At 44.1% G+C, this 19,095-nt stretch carries 15 protein-coding genes, 1 tRNA gene and 1 pseudogene; 14 read left to right on the plus strand and 3 right to left on the minus strand.

Annotated elements, in window-relative coordinates; genetic code table 11:
• On the minus strand, positions 1-1,361 hold a 1,361-nt coding region (locus F6K46_RS24530), incomplete at its 3' end, for an aminotransferase class I/II-fold pyridoxal phosphate-dependent enzyme (RefSeq protein WP_293061634.1).
• Positions 1,362-1,735: 374 nt separating this feature from the next.
• Positions 1,736-2,671: an SGNH/GDSL hydrolase family protein gene (locus F6K46_RS24535; RefSeq protein WP_293061636.1), complete on the minus strand. Its 936-nt coding sequence runs from the start codon at positions 2,669-2,671 to the stop codon at positions 1,736-1,738.
• A gap of 72 nt (positions 2,672-2,743) precedes the next feature.
• Between F6K46_RS24535 and F6K46_RS24540 the strand changes: the two are divergent.
• The 12 genes and pseudogenes from F6K46_RS24540 to ispE all read left to right on the plus strand — a co-directional run.
• A pseudogene (locus tag F6K46_RS24540) lies at positions 2,744-2,872 on the plus strand (IS200/IS605 family transposase); the annotation flags it as partial.
• Between the two features lie 284 nt (positions 2,873-3,156).
• Positions 3,157-4,050 carry a hypothetical protein gene (locus F6K46_RS24545; protein ID WP_075898338.1) on the plus strand — a complete coding sequence of 298 codons (894 nt, stop codon included), beginning with the start codon at positions 3,157-3,159 and terminating at the stop codon, positions 4,048-4,050.
• A 524-nt stretch (positions 4,051-4,574) separates the two neighbouring features.
• Complete coding sequence (locus F6K46_RS24550) at positions 4,575-5,054, plus strand: DUF4079 domain-containing protein (protein WP_293061639.1); 480 nt, start codon at positions 4,575-4,577, stop codon at positions 5,052-5,054.
• Positions 5,054-7,414 carry a ComEC/Rec2 family competence protein gene (locus tag F6K46_RS24555; protein ID WP_293061641.1) on the plus strand — a complete coding sequence of 787 codons (2,361 nt, stop codon included), beginning with the start codon at positions 5,054-5,056 and terminating at the stop codon, positions 7,412-7,414. Before F6K46_RS24550 ends, F6K46_RS24555 begins: the two co-directional genes overlap by 1 nt.
• 119 nt (positions 7,415-7,533) lie before the next feature.
• A tRNA-Ser gene (locus F6K46_RS24560) sits at positions 7,534-7,620 on the plus strand.
• Between the two features lie 198 nt (positions 7,621-7,818).
• On the plus strand, positions 7,819-8,208 hold the full coding sequence (locus F6K46_RS24565; RefSeq protein ID WP_293061643.1) for a DUF3119 family protein: 390 nt from the start codon (positions 7,819-7,821) through the stop codon (positions 8,206-8,208).
• A 69-nt stretch (positions 8,209-8,277) separates the two neighbouring features.
• Positions 8,278-9,519 (plus strand): DUF3086 domain-containing protein, encoded by a 1,242-nt coding sequence (locus F6K46_RS24570; protein ID WP_293061645.1) that lies wholly within the window; start codon positions 8,278-8,280, stop codon positions 9,517-9,519.
• Between the two features lie 221 nt (positions 9,520-9,740).
• Complete coding sequence (gene plsY / locus F6K46_RS24575; protein WP_075905937.1) at positions 9,741-10,412, plus strand: glycerol-3-phosphate 1-O-acyltransferase PlsY; 672 nt, start codon at positions 9,741-9,743, stop codon at positions 10,410-10,412.
• A 317-nt stretch (positions 10,413-10,729) separates the two neighbouring features.
• Positions 10,730-11,095 (plus strand): dihydroneopterin aldolase, encoded by a 366-nt coding sequence (gene folB, locus F6K46_RS24580; protein ID WP_075905935.1) that lies wholly within the window; start codon positions 10,730-10,732, stop codon positions 11,093-11,095.
• A 37-nt stretch (positions 11,096-11,132) separates the two neighbouring features.
• Positions 11,133-12,098 carry a CBASS cGAMP-activated phospholipase gene (locus F6K46_RS24585; protein ID WP_293061681.1) on the plus strand — a complete coding sequence of 322 codons (966 nt, stop codon included), beginning with the start codon at positions 11,133-11,135 and terminating at the stop codon, positions 12,096-12,098.
• 222 nt (positions 12,099-12,320) lie between these two features.
• Positions 12,321-13,169, plus strand: a complete 849-nt coding sequence (gene rsmA, locus F6K46_RS24590) for a 16S rRNA (adenine(1518)-N(6)/adenine(1519)-N(6))-dimethyltransferase RsmA (protein ID WP_293061683.1) — start codon at positions 12,321-12,323, stop codon at positions 13,167-13,169.
• Entirely contained in the window at positions 13,138-14,088 is a 951-nt protein-coding gene (ispE, locus tag F6K46_RS24595; RefSeq protein WP_293061685.1) for a 4-(cytidine 5'-diphospho)-2-C-methyl-D-erythritol kinase, read from the plus strand. The genes rsmA and ispE overlap by 32 nt, the downstream gene beginning before the upstream one ends.
• A 107-nt stretch (positions 14,089-14,195) precedes the next feature.
• On the opposite strand, the gene mrdA is transcribed toward ispE, so the two are convergent.
• Complete coding sequence (gene mrdA / locus F6K46_RS24600) at positions 14,196-15,938, minus strand: penicillin-binding protein 2 (RefSeq protein WP_366510756.1); 1,743 nt, start codon at positions 15,936-15,938, stop codon at positions 14,196-14,198.
• Between the two features lie 574 nt (positions 15,939-16,512).
• Between mrdA and F6K46_RS24605 the strand changes: the two genes are divergently transcribed.
• Positions 16,513-17,667, plus strand: a complete 1,155-nt coding sequence (locus tag F6K46_RS24605; RefSeq protein WP_293061733.1) for an ABC transporter ATP-binding protein — start codon at positions 16,513-16,515, stop codon at positions 17,665-17,667.
• A gap of 221 nt (positions 17,668-17,888) precedes the next feature.
• Positions 17,889-19,013, plus strand: a complete 1,125-nt coding sequence (locus F6K46_RS24610) for a spermidine/putrescine ABC transporter substrate-binding protein (RefSeq protein WP_293061688.1) — start codon at positions 17,889-17,891, stop codon at positions 19,011-19,013.
• The last annotated feature ends 82 nt before the right edge of the window (positions 19,014-19,095 follow it).

A 19,095-nucleotide genomic window follows, 5' to 3' on the forward strand; every position in this document is an offset into this window, starting at 1 on the left:
CAGAACTGATTGGGGCAGCAGTTCCAGAGCTTCAAAGCTATTTGGGATAGCTGGCGGTTTGATTTCCATGGTTCTACACTACTACTCATCCTTCCCTTTTTGTCAACCCCATCACCTGAATGCTTACGATTATTAAAATGATATGAATTGACTTTCATAAAGCCATCCTTAACTATCTGATCATAGATAGCGAGATTAAGTTGATCGATTTTCTCAATTTCTGCAGCCGTGTAATCTGTGATAGTTTCCTTCACTTCCATTTCTTTAGGAATAAACCATAAACCCACGTTAAAATACTGGGGTTCGACAACATATAAAACTCGCTCCGAAAGTTTGTTTATTAATTCTTCCTGATTTTCATAGTATTTTTGAATTAAATTTTGAAAGTGTTCAAGACCATGATGTTTGAACATTAGCCAGAGCTTAAAGGCATAGGCTTCTCGGGAACATTGTAAAGACTTGAGGCTGAGACTATATTTTATATTCTGGTTGCTGGTAAATAGATAATTACCATTAAGTGCTGTTACTTCATCCACTAAAACAGATTTGTCTTTCACCAGTAAGACTGAGCATAATAGAGGGGCTGAAAGAAATTTATGAAAGTCTAATACAATCGAATCTGACAAACTACTCAGCTTTCTGTAAAACGCTGCATCTTCACTAAAGTAAACCCCGCCTCCCCAAGCTGCATCAAAATGAATCCAAGGTTTAATGGCGAATTCTTGGAATATTTCCAAGATTTTTTCTACGGGATCGAAAGTTCCCAAAGTAGTCGAACCCATCACACAGCAAAAGTAAATTAGATTAAGATTATCATCTGTTATTTGGCTGACTAATTCTCTTAAATGTTCTAGATCTACGACTCCTTTTGTGGTTGTTTTAACTTTGATAATATTTTGAAGTCCACAAATTATGGCGGCTTTTTCAACAGAGTAATGAGAATGATCAGAGATCAGAATGACTGATTGTCCTAAATTAACTTTTGCTCTTTGTACCGCTAAGAATACAGATGCCAAATTAGATAACGTACCACCCGGATAAAAGATACCATCCCCTTCAGGATAACCGACTAGCGGTAACAGAGTTTCTACCATTTCTACTTCACACCGAGTAAAAATTGGCGAACATTCTTCAGTATGAATATTAGAATTAATGTAGTTAGATACGAAATCGGCAAAGACACCGATGGGGTCGGGATAGGAAAATAAGTATTTTAAGTTTTTTGGACTGTAGATATCTGGAGTAATAGACAGGGTAGACTTAACAAATTTTTCAATCCTCTCCAATCTTTCTGGTTCGGATAAAGTATAGATGCCATCCAGCATCTTCAAGCATTGATCAATGTCTTGTTCTGTTAGCATCTTAATTGTTGTACTAAGTTTAGGGTAATTCAGTCTAAGCTATCTGGATATCACCAATTCCTATCGCGATCAAGCCGCCCAGTCCGGATAAGCGGAGATCGGAGTGCAAAAATTAGCACTTGATACAGATTGTGTGAGAAAGGAAGCCTGAAAACTTTGATAAATCAATATCACAACAACCTGGCTTTATAAATATGTACACTTACTTTTTTAGAATAGCACATCGAATGACACGGGAAAAAAGTAGGAGCTTGATCGCCCCGTGAATTCATTCCGGAAAACCTATAGAAGCCATTTGGGATCTATGCTCATGGTCAGCAATTAGCAAAATCCTTCAGAAGAGCTTCCCCTACAGCTAATGCGCTACGCGCAGGCTACGCGAACAGCTTATGTGCTACGCACACGCTACTTGAGGTGCTATCAGGGATTAGCAATTTTTTAATGATGCGCTTACCCTGTAAAATTTTCTCTAAACTACTATAGATCTCGATCTCAACCGGAACATCTATAGGACTATCATCTTGCTTTTCCCTCGTACCAATGCCAAGTATCATTTTGAACCAAGCATGAGCTAACTTTTTGTAACCCTCTGAGGTTAAGTGAATACCATCCTCAAGCATGTGATCAGGGCTGAATAGATCGCGGTTATCAACAAATCGAATGTTCTTGTTTTTATAACTTTCTCCCGTCAGCAAATTTGCCAATAGGTTATTGTATTTATCAGCTTTCTGATTCTTGATAGTACCATCCTGCAGTGCAGAGGGGTTAATCGGGGGAATTGAAGAGACAAACAAATATACATTATCTGACCAGGCGAGAATTTTATCAATGAGTAAAATCATTTCATTGACCGTATCTTCAGGGCTTTCATTCTGAAAAAGGATGTCGTTTGTGCCAGCCATTAATAAAACAATATCCGGTCTTGCCTGCTTCAGCCAATCTTCTATTTCGGAGTTTAAATCCGACCACGCATTGGATGCTCCAACACCAGCTATGGCAAATCCCCCATGCCCTTGATGGTCTTTGTCAAACACATATGTGTTGTTTTGTCCTAAAACTATTTCAGGATTTTCTGAGGTAGCGCTACCCACAAAATTTACTCTATAGCCATTATCTTTAAACAATGCCCACAGGTCATCTCGATATCCGGCTCGATCCAATGCTTTACCACGAGTGTTTGAGTCTCCTAAAGGCATAATCTTTAGAGACCATTGATCGATGGTGAGCGCCTCTGCGGTGGTAGAAAACTCAAATAGGCTGATGCAATAAGCGGCGATTAAGGTCAATTTTGGGGATAATTTTTGCTTCATACTATAGCGTTTCCTAGTAAGCGTGAGGTATAGTAACAGCAATGAACAAACCAATTACGAAGATCATTATTGCTTAGACAAGAATTTACCGACCTGTTGAGATTGCCAAGTTTATGGACACCTTCGTATATGTTTGACACCACTGGCAAGATTAGCACTCAGAAAGTATTAGCGTACATTAACGACCCCCATCACGGATGAATCAATTCATCTGTTCGCCTATATCCCCCGACTAAAGTACAGGGGCTTTAGCCATCACACTTGTAAAGCAATCTATATATTAACAAAGATATGTAACGTAATCATCATAAATTTGATGCTTACTTAACGTTTATTAATGATAACCTAAAATTTATCTTAACTATTCGATTCAAGGAATAGTTTTTATGAGATAATTACTACTATGTATCAGGCTGTGGGTAGAATCGTATTTCGGCGATTTCGGTGATTTTTTTAAGTAGTCTATGAGCTTAAGGAGCTTTTGAATGTCTTCAAAGCAATTTACTAAATCCCAGGAAGCTCTTGAAGAAAATAACGATGGCAAAATTTTTACTACCAACTTAGGGTTTACTGCACTCTGCTTCTTAATTGGTTTAGCTGGATTTGGCTATATTCTCGCCACATTGCCTGGAATCGCAGAATCCCCGACAGACCCCTCTAGAACCTGTATAGTCGATGGTTGGAAACTGGGATTAATTATCACCCACGTGCTGGTTTTTGCCATCATCCCTCTGGCGATGAGAATTTTTTACAACAGCTTAAAAAACTTAGGACTGCCATCGAGAAGTATTTTTGCATCCCAACTGGGTCTAGCTTTTGTGATGGTGGCGATCGCTTCAGAAATTGGTTGGCACGTCACCCAATGCTGGTATTATCAAAACGATTTTACGATGCTGAATTTCATGTTTTACTTTTTCTTGATTTCAGCATTTGCCCTGTGGGCGGATGGGTTAGTAGAGAAAACTACTATAATCACCAATTTGATTAATATTGTGTTTGCCATCAGTCTTTTAGTTGTTTCAATTTTGTACCCTTTAGGTTATCAAGCCGGTAACGATAATTTTAAGATTCCTATTTATATTGCACTTACTCTAGTTTTGGGTGTATTGACTTATCGAGGCTATAAGATACTTCAAGATTGGAAAATTATTCTTTTCCCCATTTTCTCCGTTGGAGTCAATTTAACCTTTGTGTTTCTTCTAGATAAGTTTGGAGGGAATCCCTATACTGATCCACAAGTGACTTTCAATGCTTTATTTCATATCCTTCACGATTTAGTAGGAACCGAAGCTGGATTAGTCATCTTTACCTGGCTTGTCTATAGTAAAGGAATTGCTAAAAAAAACTACAAAGCTACCTTAGCGACAGGAAAAAATTAGTAAATACTAATTTTGATATATACCAGTTTTAAATTGGCCAGGGTAATCCTAATCAAAAACAATAGTGACAGTGGCGGGGTGCGGAATGTGGGTGATTAATTTATTTTCAATAATCAGCTAGTAAGCGTTCCCGTAGTGTCGGATATTCCGCATCGCCCTCTAACAAATGGGTATCTCTCGGAGATCCCCTTAGCGGTGTACTTTCAAGTATTCGATCCATAGTCTTAGTCATTTGTCAAAAAAAATTTAGATGGCTTTGCCCTGGGGCTAAAGCCCTGCGTCTCCTTGGCACTAGGGACAAGCAAAGGCTCATACCAGTCTTCTAGGATCTGGTGTGAGCCTTTGTTCACGTTGAGCTGCGAGTGTTTGAATTTTCTGTTTCCTAGTTTTAGAGTAGTGTCAAGGAATCTAAACATCACTATCTGGGCATCCTGAGAGTTTCTTGCCCAATCAAATTCTGAATATGCTACAAAGATGGTTACCTAAGCTAGGTCAACCTTAATTGAGAGGATAGTTTTACACCGGTGGGAAATTTCAGTCAGCTCTTAGAACCAATCGCTAACCAATTTAGGATTTTAGGGCTTCCTGAGCCAGTGGTGCATTGGGGACACCCATTGATGATGGGAATTGTGGTATTGATTATGGGTAGCTTTGTGGGAATAGCAGGATGGCGTGGCCGAGTAGTATCTGATCCTGAAATAGCACTACAGAGTCGCAGTGATCATCGAAAAATAGCACCCTGGATGTTCATTTTTATCGCAGGTGGCTACACGGGTGGGGTGTTGTCTCTGGTAATGCAGTATCAGCCAATTCTAGAAAGCCCACACTTTTGGACAGGATCTATCGTACTGATTTTGCTGGCTGCTAATGGGGTGATTGCCTTGACTGGCTTTGGCGGTAACAAACCATTGGTGCGTAGCGTTCATGCCTACTTAGGAAGTACGGCACTTTGCCTGCTCTTGCTTCATGTCGTTTTGGGCTTAAGGCTAGGTTTATCGATCTAATGAAGCCTGCCAGTGGTACTGTAATCAGTCTTGCTTATATTCTCGGCTTACTTTCTACAGGGATTCTCAACTTACCGACGGGTGAGATTCCCTGGCAAGAGTACAGAGCTTTGGTAACAGGATTCGTTGTCACAGGGATAGTGGCTGCGATCGCATTCCCCAGGTTCTGGCGCACAGGACCAAAACCAAGATTATGGGTAGCAGCAGGACTAATCTCGGCCTTGGCGGTGGTCTATTTTCAATTGCGGGTACCACAACCAGAACTGAATGACATTAGCGAATATGTGCCCTCAAGCAATACTATTGCGCCAGAGCAAGTGTTTAAGGTTGAAGGCAAAGTGGAGAGTATGCCTCGCCTGACCCGAAATCAGCGTACACAACTTTGGTTACAAACTACTCAGTTAACTGAAATTGAAAGTCGCGAAGATGGGGGAGCGATCAGTCAAGGAGTGACAGGCAAGTTGTATGTGACTGTGCCATTACTTCAAGGAACTGGGATATATCCAGGTCAGATAATTAGCGTAACTGGGGTTTTATATAAACCCAAGCCAGTGACTAATCCGGGAGCCTTCGATTTTGGAGCCTATCTTGCCCGTCAAGGGGCTTTTGCTGGTTTGAGTGGGCGTCAAATAAACTTTGATGAGGAAACTATTGGCAAACCCTGGGGATGGTGGAGACTGCGACAACGTATTATCCGTTCCCAAGTTAGCTTTTTAGGCTCTCCCACAGGTCCTTTAATCAGTTCAATGGTTTTGGGGCGTCGTGCTGTTGATTTGCCCTACGATATCCGCGATCAATTTATTCAGGCTGGGTTAGCCTATACCTTAGCAGCATCTGGATTCCATGTCTCTTTGCTGTTGGGTTTTGTCTTAGCCCTTACCAGGGGTTTAACCAAAGGAAAGCAGTTCAGTATTAGCTTGAGTGTACTGTTAATTTACGTAGCATTAACTGGACTCCAGCCATCGGTAATGCGGGCGGCTCTGATGGGGCTGGGTGCCCTCATTGCTTTAGTGACGGCACGGAAAGTGAAGCCTTTAGGGTCACTCTTGTTAGCAGCAACACTGTTACTCCTATTTAATCCTTTGTGGATCTCGGATGTGGGATTTCAGCTGAGTTTTCTGGCCACCCTAGGATTACTAGTCACTGCATCAGGGATTATCCAACGTTTGGATTGGTTGCCACCTGCGATCGCATCCCTAGTTGCTGTGCCAATTGCAGCAGCAGTTTGGACTCTGCCCCTGCAACTTTATGTTTTTCAAGTTGTTGCCACCTACTCTATACCACTTAGTGTTATTGCTACACCCCTAATTTCTATTATCACTTTGGGTGGAATTGTCAGCGCCTTGGCAGGACTAATTTGGCCAACAGCAGGAAGTGGGCTGGCTTGGTTACTGTATTACCCAACCCATGGACTAATGGGACTAGTGCAATTTTTCAATCAGTTGCCAGGCAGTTCTGTAGCGGTGAGCAAGATTTCCCTAGGGCAACTGTTATTTCTATACGGGCTAATTGTTCTAGCTTGCTTGATTCAATGGTTACATCCTCGTTGGTGGCTGATTAGTCTAGTTGCTGTCACTGTGGTGGTATTGCCCCAATGGCAACAAGCGTCAAAATTGTTTCAAGTTACAGTGCTAGCTACAGGAAATGACCAAATTTTAGTGATTCAAAACCAGGGACAAGTAACCTTGGTCAATAGTGGAAACCCTGATACAGTCAGGTTTACAGTGCTGCCTTTTCTGCAAAAGCAAGGTATCAATCATATTAATTGGGCGGTTGCTCTCGACAAGCAGCCCCAACTCAGAAGTGGTTGGGTTCAGGTTCTCGGTAGTTTGCCGATCGAGACATTCTACGATAACACTGATTTACAACCACCATTGTCTCAGGCTCAAAATTGGAACGATATTGTCACCCGTAACTCTATCGCTAGTGCAGTAGCCTCTAGGGAGGCGAACTACCAACCAATTCCAGTGGGTGAAATACTCTCTGTTGGCTCTACATCAATAGAATTAGTCAACACTGAACCACCAGTGTTGCTAATGCGCATCATTGACCAAAATTGGTTACTCCTAGGAGATCTCAAACCAGGCGTCCAAAAACAGTTAGCCAAAACCATCAGTTTCCCTGACCTACAAGTACTTTGGTGGTCGGGAAAAAGTCTGAGGCCAGAATTCCTCGATGCCCTGCAGCCAAAAATTGCGATCGCATCATCGAATGTAGTGGATTCCTACACCGCGAAGCTAATGCGCAATGCTAAGATGATCCTCTATTGGACAGGCCGTGATGGTGCTATCCAGTGGACACCGGATGGTGGTTTTAAGACTACTGTTGAAGATATTGAGATAGACATTGATGTTCCTTGATGGTGATCCCATCATTGACCACCCAGCAACAGGCGAGTTTTAAAAGGAAGGCTTGACAAATTCCAGGGTTTTGTGTTCAAATTTCAGATGAAGTCTGGGGTGCGGCTTGATTAGATCATGGAGGGGTGTCCGAGTGGTTTAAGGTGGCAGACTCGAAATCTGTTATGGTGTCAAAGCCATCGGGGGTTCGAATCCCCCCCTCTCCGTACAGGGATTTAACTTAACTTTTGGTCAATCTCACTCAGGGATGTGCTAGATACTGGTAGTAGGTAAGATCAGGTAACTGTCATCCCGTTAAATCCCATAGAAGAAGTTGGGAAGATCGAAGAAGTTGGGAATATAGGCTTAGAATTAAATTATATTCATATATTGATTCATCTTTATCAGCTCGGGATTTAAGCCAAGTGACTTCTGCTGATTATTCTCCAAAATCAACATCAACCGTTGAACTCTCCCCAAGTTACACACTACCTATAGTGTTGATTATTGCTGCAGTGACAATAGTGCTCATACAACCCTGGGTAAGTTTAGCGATCGCGTTGTTGGGCTTCTTCTTGTTGTTTCAGGCCGTAACCATACGCCTGCAATTTACTGAAACCGCCTTGGATATTTATCGCTCCGAAACCCTGATCCGGCGTTTTCCTTATCAGGAATGGCAAAATTGGGAAATCTTCTGGACATCAGTACCGATTTTGTTTTATTTTTCAGAAGTCAAAAGCATTCACTTTCTACCAATTCTATTTGACCCAAAGCTGCTACGAACTTGCCTAGAAGAACGCTTCCCTAAAGTATAAATTACTTACCTCAAAGTATAGAGTAGAGGTTAGGTATTTAATGAATAAGTTATTAAGAAATCAGTTTAAATGAATTCCGAAGACCCACAAAACCCAGAACAAGAGCAAGATAATAACCAAGCAGTTAAGGGATTAGATAATTCACAGGAGTCAAATTTCCCAGATCAAGATAGGGCTACTCCTAGAGATAACTCTCAAGCTCCCGACCTTCCTCCCATTTCTCTGACCCTATCAGACCATGACAAAGCTAAACCAACACAGTCGAGTGAGCCGAATCGGGATGATAAAGTTAGTGAAATTCAACTAGGGAAGTCTTCAGATCAAGCCAAAAAAATGGGTAGCTTAGCTCAAACTGTGGCTGAACTTGAGCAAAAAGAACAGGAGTTGAGACAGAGAATTGCCACTCTGCAAAACCATGAACAGTCACTGGTTTCAAAGGAATTGGGAAGCACCCAAGCAGTTGTGGAGCGGATGGTATTTGAAGGTCTGACCGAACTGGAGCAACGCAAGCAAAAGTTGCAAATTTCTATTGAGCAACTAGAACGCCGCCGGGAACGCATTCGTGAAGAAATGCGCACCAGTTTTGCCGGTGTATCTCAAGAGCTAGCCATTCGGGTTCAAGGCTTTAAAGATTATTTGGTTGGCTCCTTACAAGACCTAGCTGCTGCTGCTGAACAACTGGAACTCTCCCAGCCGCCAACCGAAACACCACGGCCAGCATTAGAAGACCCCCCACCACCCCCCACCAGAGGCAACCCACAATTTGCCGAACAAGCCTTTAAAGACGAAGTCCGACAGATTCGTCAGCTGTTGGATCAATATCGCAAAATGCCAGATTATTATGGTCCTCCCTGGCAACTGCGTCGTACCTTTGAGCCAATTCACGCTGAAAAAGTGTCTCAGTGGTTTTTTTCCCAAGGTGGTCGTGGTGCGCTGCAAACTATGGGGAGCCGCTTACAAAATGTTTTGATTGCCTCAGCGGTTATATCCGTGTTGCGGACACTATATGACAATCGCCTAAGTACTCTTGTGCTGGCCAACAGCCCAGAACGACTGGGAGAATGGCGTAGAGGATTACAGGACTGTCTGGGAATCTCCCGCAGTGATTTTGGTCCAGAACGGGGAGTTGTTCTATTTGAAGATCCAATCGCCCTGGTTCAAAAAGCGGAACGACTGATCAAGCGGGATCAGTTAGCCTTAATCATTGTTGACGAAACCGAAGATAAAATCAGTCTCTCATTATTGCAATTTCCCCTATGGTTGGCTTTTGCACCTGATCCTCGGCAGATGTATACCTATGACGATTATTGAATTACTGAGTTTACTGGGTTGAATCTTAGCAAAATAGGTGTGAAACTGCTGCTACTAGGGAGGTTCAGCGAACTTAAAAATCGATGTAGTTGGCCCGACGGGGGTTTCCCCCACTTGCACTTTACATCAAGACAGTCAGCAATGTTACAGCCGAGCTACCCGTCGCGGTGGTGATAGGGGAATTCTTGCCGGATCTTGTGAAAATTTTCAACATGACACCAATGGTACTTAACTTAACTTGGAGTGGGCTACTAGTAATCTCAGCCTATTTATTAGGTTCCCTGCCTACTGGTTACCTAGCAGGACGCTGGCTTAAAGATATTGATATTCGCGAGCATGGCTCTGGATCAACCGGTGCCACCAATATATTGAGAACTGTGGGCAAAGGACCAGCAGTGGTGGTATTACTGATTGATGCCTTGAAAGGAGTAGCGGCTATTAGTCTAGTCAATGGCTTTTATACCCTGACAGAAGTTTCCCTACTGCCTGAAACCTGGCAACCCTGGTTAGTGGCATTAGCTGCGTTTGCTGCTATCTTTGGTCATAGTAAATCCATTTGGCTAAACTTCACCGGAGGTAAATCCGTTGCCACCAGTATAGGTGTTATCTTCACCATGTCTTGGCCTGTAGGGTTAGGAACCTTAGGTGTATTTGCAGTAGTCTTGGCAATTTCTCGTATTGTCTCTCTCAGTTCCATTGCTGGTGCGATCGCTGTTTCCCTACTGATGTACCTTACCAAAGCTCCTCTTGCCTATGAGTTATTTGGTATTGCTGCTGGCATATATGTCATCATCCGTCACCGCAGTAACATCCAGCGTCTACTTACAGGTACCGAACCCCAAATCGGGAAACCCCTTTCTCCAGCAGTATCCTTAGAGACTGGAACAGACTAAGACTATAAAACACAAGTCCCTGGTTATGGATTGCTTGATTAGAAATCTAATAAAGGAGCGGACTTACGCAGCGGTGCGACCCCGGTCGGGTGTCCCCACAAGCGTGAACGCGCACCAAGAGAACGAAGGGTGAAAGCACAGCAAGAGATATCGTTGTATGCTAGGGGTTGAATTGAGACAAAAATTCTGGTAACAGACTCCAGTAATTCTCATTTTTAAACATTAGATTTGGAACGGGATTAGCCCAAAGTAGTAGCGCTAATCGCAATCGTTTACGTTGGTGATAGGAGATACATGAGGGAAAACTTTACATGATGATGGACTGTATTAAACTGAGCAATATTCGCTGCTACGGCTACATTGGCTACCTACCGGAAGAACAAACCCTAGGACAGTGGTTTGAAGTAGACCTGACCATGTGGCTAGATCTAAGCACTGCCGGAGAAAGTGATGATCTTAGCGATACCATGGATTATCGGCAAACTATTGATACTGTCAAGAATTTGGTTAAAACCTCAAAATGTGCCCTGATCGAAAAATTGGCAATTCAAATTGCTAATGCGATCCTAGAATTCGATAAGGTGGAGCAAGTCCAGGTGCAGTTAAGCAAACCTGGTGCCCCCATTCCGGATTTTGGAGGTAAGATCACCCTGGAAGTGACTAGAAGCCGTCACAATAGGTAGGAGGAATAATTCAACATCGTGGGTTTATAGGGGGATCATGACTTTTCGCATACTCAGCTTAGATGGCGGTGGTATTCGGGGCGTTATCGCAGCAGTAATCTTGGCGGAATTGGAGAAAGAGATTAACCAGCCCCTCAACAAGTATTTTGATTTAATTGCAGGTACCTCCACTGGTTCAATCTTGGCTGCCGGGATTGCCACTGGTATCCCCAGCCAAGAGATGATTAGACTTTATGAACAGAAAGGGGAAAGGATTTTCCGCTACACCAGTCGTTTTTCACTAAAGCGGCTTAAGGTTATCCTTCAGTATGGTCTTTCTGCTCCTAAACACTCGAATCAGGGGTTAATTGAGGTGATGAAAGAACAGTTTGGGACGACCAAACTGTCGGATATCTACGATTCACCTCGGCTGTTGATCACAGCCTACGACACCATTAGTCGCATGCCGATTGTCTTTAAAAGCTGGCGTGAAGACAAAGATTATTTTGATGTTCCCTTATGGGAAGCCTGTGTCTGTTCCGCATCTGCCCCCACCTATTTTCCAGCCCATCAGCTCAAGACTCAAAGCAAGACTTACTCGGCAATTGATGGTGGAGTTGGGGCAAATAATCCCTCAAGCTGTGCATTAGCTGAAGCGATCCGGTTAAATCATTCCCTGGAGGAAATTTCTATAATCTCGATTGGGACAGGAGAATCCAACCGCTCCATTCCTTGGGAAAAAGCTAGAGGCTGGGGATTGGGACAATGGGGATGGCAAGGACGATTGATTGAAGTGCTATTTGATGCTCCTTGTGACATTCACCGGTATATTACCAAAGAGTTGATGGGTAGCTTAGGATCCGAGGATGCAACAGTTTCTCGTTACCTGCGTCTACAACCGCAAATCACTAGTGACGCAATGGATGATGCGACTCGGAGCAATATTGCCAAGTTAAAGCGTGTTGCCAAGAATTACGCCTGGCAAAACCAAGGTTTGTTCCAGAACTTCCTGGAAATAAATTGAGGAACCTTTCAGCTTATGTTCGTAGGTTTACTAACTTGGTTAGTTGTTACTGGTTAATTAAAAAGTAAGTAACATTCATGAAATAAACCCGATTAGAAGTGATTAGCAAAACTTTCAAGAATATCCTGTACATTAGCATCATTATTATACTTCAGTAATCGGTAATTACGCGCTTCGGTTGTCAATTGGGGACCGAATTGATAAATCCTATAAAATTGGGCAATGACCTTAAAAGCTCGTAAAAAATTTGCTCAACATTGGCTGCGTAGCGAGGAGGCACTGAACCAAATCGTGGCAGCTGCTAATTTACAAAAAAGCGATCGCATTCTAGAAATTGGTCCGGGTACTGGCATTCTTACCCAGCGGTTACTGCCTTTTGTTCAGTCTGTAGTGGCGGTAGAAATTGATCGAGACTTGTGCCGATTATTAGTTAAAAAACTCGGTAAGATAGATAATTTTTTACTGCTCCAAGGGGACTTTCTGTCCCTAGACTTAGATACATTGTTAGCTAACTTTTCCAATTTCCAAAAACCTAATAAAGTTGTTGCCAATATCCCATATAATATCACCGGTCCGATTCTGGAAAAGTTACTAGGTACTATTACTCAGCCAGCTGTGCCAGGGTTTGATTTAATCGTGCTGCTAGTGCAAAAAGAAGTCGCTCAGCGGTTATATGCCAAACCCAGTTGTAGACAATTCGGGGCATTATCAGTGCGGGTGCAGTATCTCGCCGAATGTGAATTGATTTGCGATGTCCCTGGGTCGGCCTTCTCTCCTCCCCCCAAGGTGGATTCTGCTGTGGTGCGCTTACATCCGAGCCTAGCCGAACCACCAGCTTCTGACCCCAGATGCTTGGAGACACTATTGAAACTGGGCTTTGGCAGCAAACGTAAAATGTTGCGCAATAATTTAAAATCTGTAATTGAACGCGATCGCATCACCCAATTGCTGGAACAATTAGAAATAAGCCCTCAAGCCCGAGCGGAAGACCTTAGTGTTGCTCAGTGGATAGCCCTAGCTAATCAGATCACCATAAAGAATGCATTCATACTCCCTAAATGCCCCAGCTAAAATCAATCTGTATTTGGAAATCCTCGGTGATGCGGGTGATGGTTATCACGAACTCGCAATGATTCTCCAAAGCATCGAATTAGCTGATCAAATCGACATCCGTGCCATTGGTACACAGGAGATTAAAGTCCACTGTAATCATCCGGAAGTGCCAACGGATGAAAGCAACCTCGCTTATAAAGCAGCTGCCTTGATGTGGGAGGAGTTTCCTGAGTGTTTTGCTAACTTGGGTGGTGTGGAAATTACTATCCACAAGCGAATTCCTGTAGCGGCTGGACTAGCTGGTGGCTCGACGGATGCAGCGGCTGTGTTAGTAGGAATCGATATGTTGTGGCAATTGGGATTAACCCACCCGGAATTAGAACAATTGGCAGCACAGCTTGGATCGGATGTGCCGTTTTGCCTTGCTGGTGGCACCGCTCTAGCTCTGGGGAGAGGTGAGCGATTGTCTGCCCTACCGGGACTAGATTCTCTATATGTCGTGTTGGGTAAATACCGCAGTCTCATGGTTTCTACTGCTTGGGCTTATCAGACTTATCGAAATCAGTTTGGGGAAACCTATATCCGGGAGCCTGAGGACTTAGAATCCCGTGCTAATCGTTTTCATAGTGGTCCAATAGTTAAGGAAATCCTCAATAAGGATGGGGGACAGATTGGTAAACTATTGCGCAATGATTTAGAAAAAGTGGTGTTACCCAATCACCCCCAAGTCTTGGAACTACGGAAAGCCTTTGAGAATAGTGGTGCGATAGGAACCATGATGTCTGGTTCCGGTCCGACGGTATTTGCCCTGTGCAAGTCCCAGGAGCAAGCCCAGGAAATTCAACAAAAAGTAAGCATTGAGATTACTGACCCAGATTTGGAGTTTTGGGTAACCAAATTATCGAGTCAGGGGATTCAGATCATGTCAACACCTTGAGTCGTTAGTGTTGAGTTGGTTAATCCTGAGTTGGTTAGCCATGAGTTGGTTAATCCTGAGTCGAAAATGACTAACCAGATTCTCCTAGAGATTAAACATAATTAAGACTATTTATGTTTAAAATAAGCCTCCATCACCTGGCGCACAATTGGTCCTGCCACTGAACCTCCACCGCCGCCGGAATGTTCCACAAAAGCAACAACCGCAATCTCGGGTTTATCATAGGGGGCAAAACCACCAAACCAAGCATGAGGTTTCCCAGGAGGAGCCTCTGCTGTTCCACTCTTACCAGCGGCAGGAGGCAACTCTGGCACCCTCAATGCCGCTCCTGTTCCCCCAGTCACCACAGCTCGCAATCCTCGGCGCAGGGTCTGAATCGTTGATGGCTTCATATTGATGGACACTCGCCCTTTAATAGCATCCTGATTGTTCTTGAGCAAGTGGGGTTTAACCCGATAGCCACCATTGGCAACTGCAGAAAACATCACCGAGGATTGTAAGGGTGTTCCTAGGGTAAACCCTTGACCAATAGACATATTTATGGTATCCCCAACGGTCCATCCCCAATTGTAGTTTTTCCGCTTCCAGGCATCATCCACTATCAAACCACTGGATTCGCCGGATAACTCAATACCAGTTTTTTCACCAAAGCCATATCTACGAGCCCATTCAATCAGGGTTTTCCCCCCAACCCCTCGACCGATTTGACCAAAGAAGGTGTTACTGCTCCAAGCCATAGCACCCACAAATCCCATTGGACCAAATCCGGCTCGGTTCCACTCCCCAAAGGCATGACCACCGACATACAGGTAAGGATAAGTCTGTAAAACAGTTTTGGGAGAATACCGACCAGATTCCATACCCGCCGAAGCCGTGACCACCTTAAATGTACTGGCTGGAGGAAACCCTCGCATTGCCCGGTTGATAAACGGATTCCCTCTGCCTTGTAGCTTTCGCCAGGTTTCTGAGGTGATGCGAGTCGAGAAAATATTCGGGTCAAAGGTTGGACGAGAAACCATTGCGAGGACAGCACCGGTGTTGGGGTCTATAGCCACGACTGCCCCTTTGCGATCGCCTAATGCTGCCTCGGCTGCCTTCTGCACATCTATATCGATGGTTATATGGATAGGTTTACCCGCTTGTGCCTGTTTCTGACCCAGAACCCTGACGACTCGTCCAGCACCATCAACTTCTACTTGCTGACCGCCCCATTCTCCCCGTAGCAGATGCTCATAGGACTTCTCCACCCCCATTTTGCCAACCACATCACCGAGGCGGTAGCCGTCAGGTTTACGCCGTTGCAGCTCTTCATAGTCCAGCTCTCCAGTATAACCTAGAACGTGAGCCGATAGCTGTCCATGGGGATAGTACCGCAAGGCATCAATATCCACCTCTATCCCCTGTAATTCATTGCTGTACTCAGCCAAGGCAGTAACTTGAGCGGGAGTAACACCACGGGCAATCCGAAGTAGGTAAGGAGAGTTATAGCCCGCTTGTTCCAGACGCTTTTGAATCTCAGCGTCTGGTATCTTCAAAATTTGGGACAGGCGTTTGCGAGTTTGGGGCCATTGCTCCTGCCTAAGAACCATCGGCCACACAAATACCGAGTGAGACAACCGATAGCTAGCTAATACTCTTCCCTTACGGTCAAAAATATTGCCCCGTATAGGGGGCTTGGGAATCAGACGAATCCGGTTATTTTCTGCCAGCTGTTGGTTGCGTTCCCCTTGAACTAGCTGTAAATACGCTAAACGGGAAGCAATTCCCCCCAGCAAGAATAGGCTAATCAGTACCATAATCACTACGGATTGGTATTTGCGTCCGACAGTGCGGGAATTAGATCGATGCACTGCAAATGGAGATAAGGAAGGCTGAATTAATGTCATCGTCAGAGGTCTGAGAATGGGGAATGGGACTTGGAGAACACGGAATTGGGCAATTAAGGCGAATAGTCTGTGATCAATGCAGTAAGCTATTGGCTTGGATTCCCAATACGCCCCCCCTTTTCAATTAAGAATTAAGGATTGACAATTGACAACTAAACAACAGGACTCACGCCCCAAGCTTGTCGGCTAAAACTGGAGATGGGGTTTACGGTGACCGGGTGTAGTGAGCAGAATGGGAACATGCCCGATTAATTGCCTACACCAGTTCGCCTACAGCCGCCCCAAATTCTTGATTAAGGAGGCTCTGATCTGCCCCTGTTCTAATCGGTCATACCATTAGCCTAATACCTAGTCACGCCTAATACCCAGCTATTTACTTCCGAACCTCAGCTACTGGATCAGTGCAGATCCGTTTAGCTACCGCAGGAGTATTTTTAGGTTGGAGGATAAAATAAACCCAAGGAGAGAAACCGTTTTGCACAGATGCAGACAGACGATGCATGACTCTGGGGGCATCACTACTGCTGAAATAACCACCATGTTTCAAACGACTGTTAAAGAACCACGTCCGACTGCTACGACTACAGCTAAACTTGATGTTGAACTCCGCAAGGTTTTTAAAGTGTTCGACACCGAGACTGTTGTCCGTGGTGTTGACTTAAGTATCCGTCAAGGAGAATTTTTTAGCATTCTTGGTCCGTCTGGCTGTGGCAAAACTACAACCTTGCGTTTAGTAGCGGGATTTGAGATGCCTTCAGCTGGGGAGGTAATGATTCAGGGACGCTCGATGAATCATATTCCACCACACCGCCGACCTGTCAATACGGTCTTTCAAAGTTATGCTCTATTCAATCACCTGAGTGTATCTGAAAATATTGCCTTCGGTCTACGGCTAAAAAAGCTACCTTCATTGGAGGTTGAGGAACGAGTCAAAGCAGCCCTCAAACAAGTGAAACTAGAGGGATTGGCGAATCGGTATCCCCCTCAACTGTCTGGGGGTCAACAGCAACGAGTGGCATTGGCCCGAGCGTTAGTTAATCGACCAGCGGTGCTGTTGTTGGATGAACCCTTGGGAGCGCTAGATTTCAAGCTACGCAAACAGATGCAGGTGGAACTTTCAAATCTCCATCAAGACCTGGGGTTAACCTTTGTGATGGTGACCCACGACCAAGACGAAGCCATGAGTCTTTCTGACCGTATCGCTGTGATGCGTGCAGGTAAAATTGAGCAAGTTGGTTCCCCCAGAGAAATCTATGAAAATCCTCGGACAACCTTTGTGGCGGACTTTATCGGTGATACCAATTTGTTTAAAGGTCGTCTGCAACGGTCCGATGCCGACTCACTCGAAATTACCACCAAGACTGGTATCAAGATTGTAGTTGAGTCTCCATCCGTTAGAGAAGTCCTGGATAATTCTAATGCTCAGGATATTGTAGTAGGTGTACGACCAGAGAAAATTCGCCTGAGTCTTTCCCCGCCAACAGTAACAACAACTACTACTACAATGAATTGCTTTGAAGGACGTCTCAAACACGCGATGTACCTGGGTACTCATATTCAATGTGTGGTGGAGTTACTCAGTGGTGACTGTCTGAGAGTCATACTTGCCAACACCAATAACAAGTTACCAGACCCTCACACAACAATTTATGCTCGTTGGGCACCCACGGATTGTCGAGTGTTGGAGGAATAATTTGAGGATTTCGGTAGTTTTTGAGGCTAGTTTCCTTGGAAAATAGTGCTGAGTAGAGCAAGATATTTTTAGTTGTTGATTAAATCAAATCCGGTGGATTAATTATCCTATCTGTTTTCGGGTAATGGGTAATTGGTAATCGGTTTTGACCAAATTTCTTCAACCTAACCTACTTCGGACGCCTGGGCAAAAACAAACGTCAACTTTCAAGCTTTTCAATTGTGCTTTCACTGGATCGACAACAATTCCTAAAACGCCCTACAAGGCGTAACTTTTTACAGGTAGCCACGGTTGCTGCCTTATCAGGTCTAACCCTCTCTGGATGTGGCTGGACTCTAGCTGAGGTGAGACCAACAACTAATTCACCAGGTGACAGAAATAAACTATTTATCTACACTTGGACTAACTATACCGATGATGAGCTACTAGACCGCTTTACCGAAATAACTGGAATCAAAGCTGTAGTTGATGTCTTTGATTCCAACGAAGCTATGCTTGCTCGACTTCAGGCTTCTGGGGGCGGAGCCTATAGCATTATCTACCCGTCTGACTACATGGTGCGGAAGATGGTTGAGTTGGATCTGTTGCTCAAACTGGACTTTGAACGCATCATCGGAATGAATCGACTTTTTTCTCAGTTCCTCAATCCCATATATGACCCCAACAATTTGCACAGTATTCCTCTGAGCTGGGGAACAACGGGTTTGATTTACAACTCCAAAAAACTATCTAAGGTACCGGAGGATTGGAGCTATCTTTGGGAATATAAAGACAAATTATCGAGACGGATGACTTTGCTCAACGATGTGCGAGAAGTGATGGGTGCCACTTTGAAAATGTTGGGTTACTCGTACAACTCTACCAATCCCCAGGAGATCAAAAAGGCCTATGAAACGTTGGTGGAGTTAAAACCAAGTATTGCTTCATTTTCTTCTGATGCTTGGCGATCGCTAATCCTGAGTGGGGATTTATGGATTGCGATGTGTTACTCCTCCGATGCTGCTGAAATCATGGCAGAAAACCCAGATTTGCAGTACGTCCTACCGAAAAGTGGTTCTTCCTTGTGGATCGATACCTTGGCAATTCCTAAAACAGCTCCCAATCTTGAGGGTGCCTATGCTTGGATTAACTTTATGTTAGAAGCAGATGTTGCTGCTCAAATGTGTGAACGGTTGAGCTTCGCCACACCAAACCAAAAAGCATTTAAGCTATTGTCCCGTGACATCCAAGAGGATCAAAGTTTGTTTCCAGAAGAATCAGCGTTAGAACGTTGTGAAGGTGTTGCACCTGTTGACGAGGTAAGCGTTGTTTATGACCGCTACTGGACTCAGTTGACCAGTGGTTAGGAGTTAGGAATTAGCCCTTTTCAACACCCTACAGTTTAGGAAACTAGTACGGAAATGCAGAAATAAACATACCATTCAAAAT

Source organism: Moorena sp. SIO3E8 (assembly GCF_010692445.1).
Lineage (GTDB): Bacteria > Cyanobacteriota > Cyanobacteriia > Cyanobacteriales > Coleofasciculaceae > Moorena > Moorena bouillonii.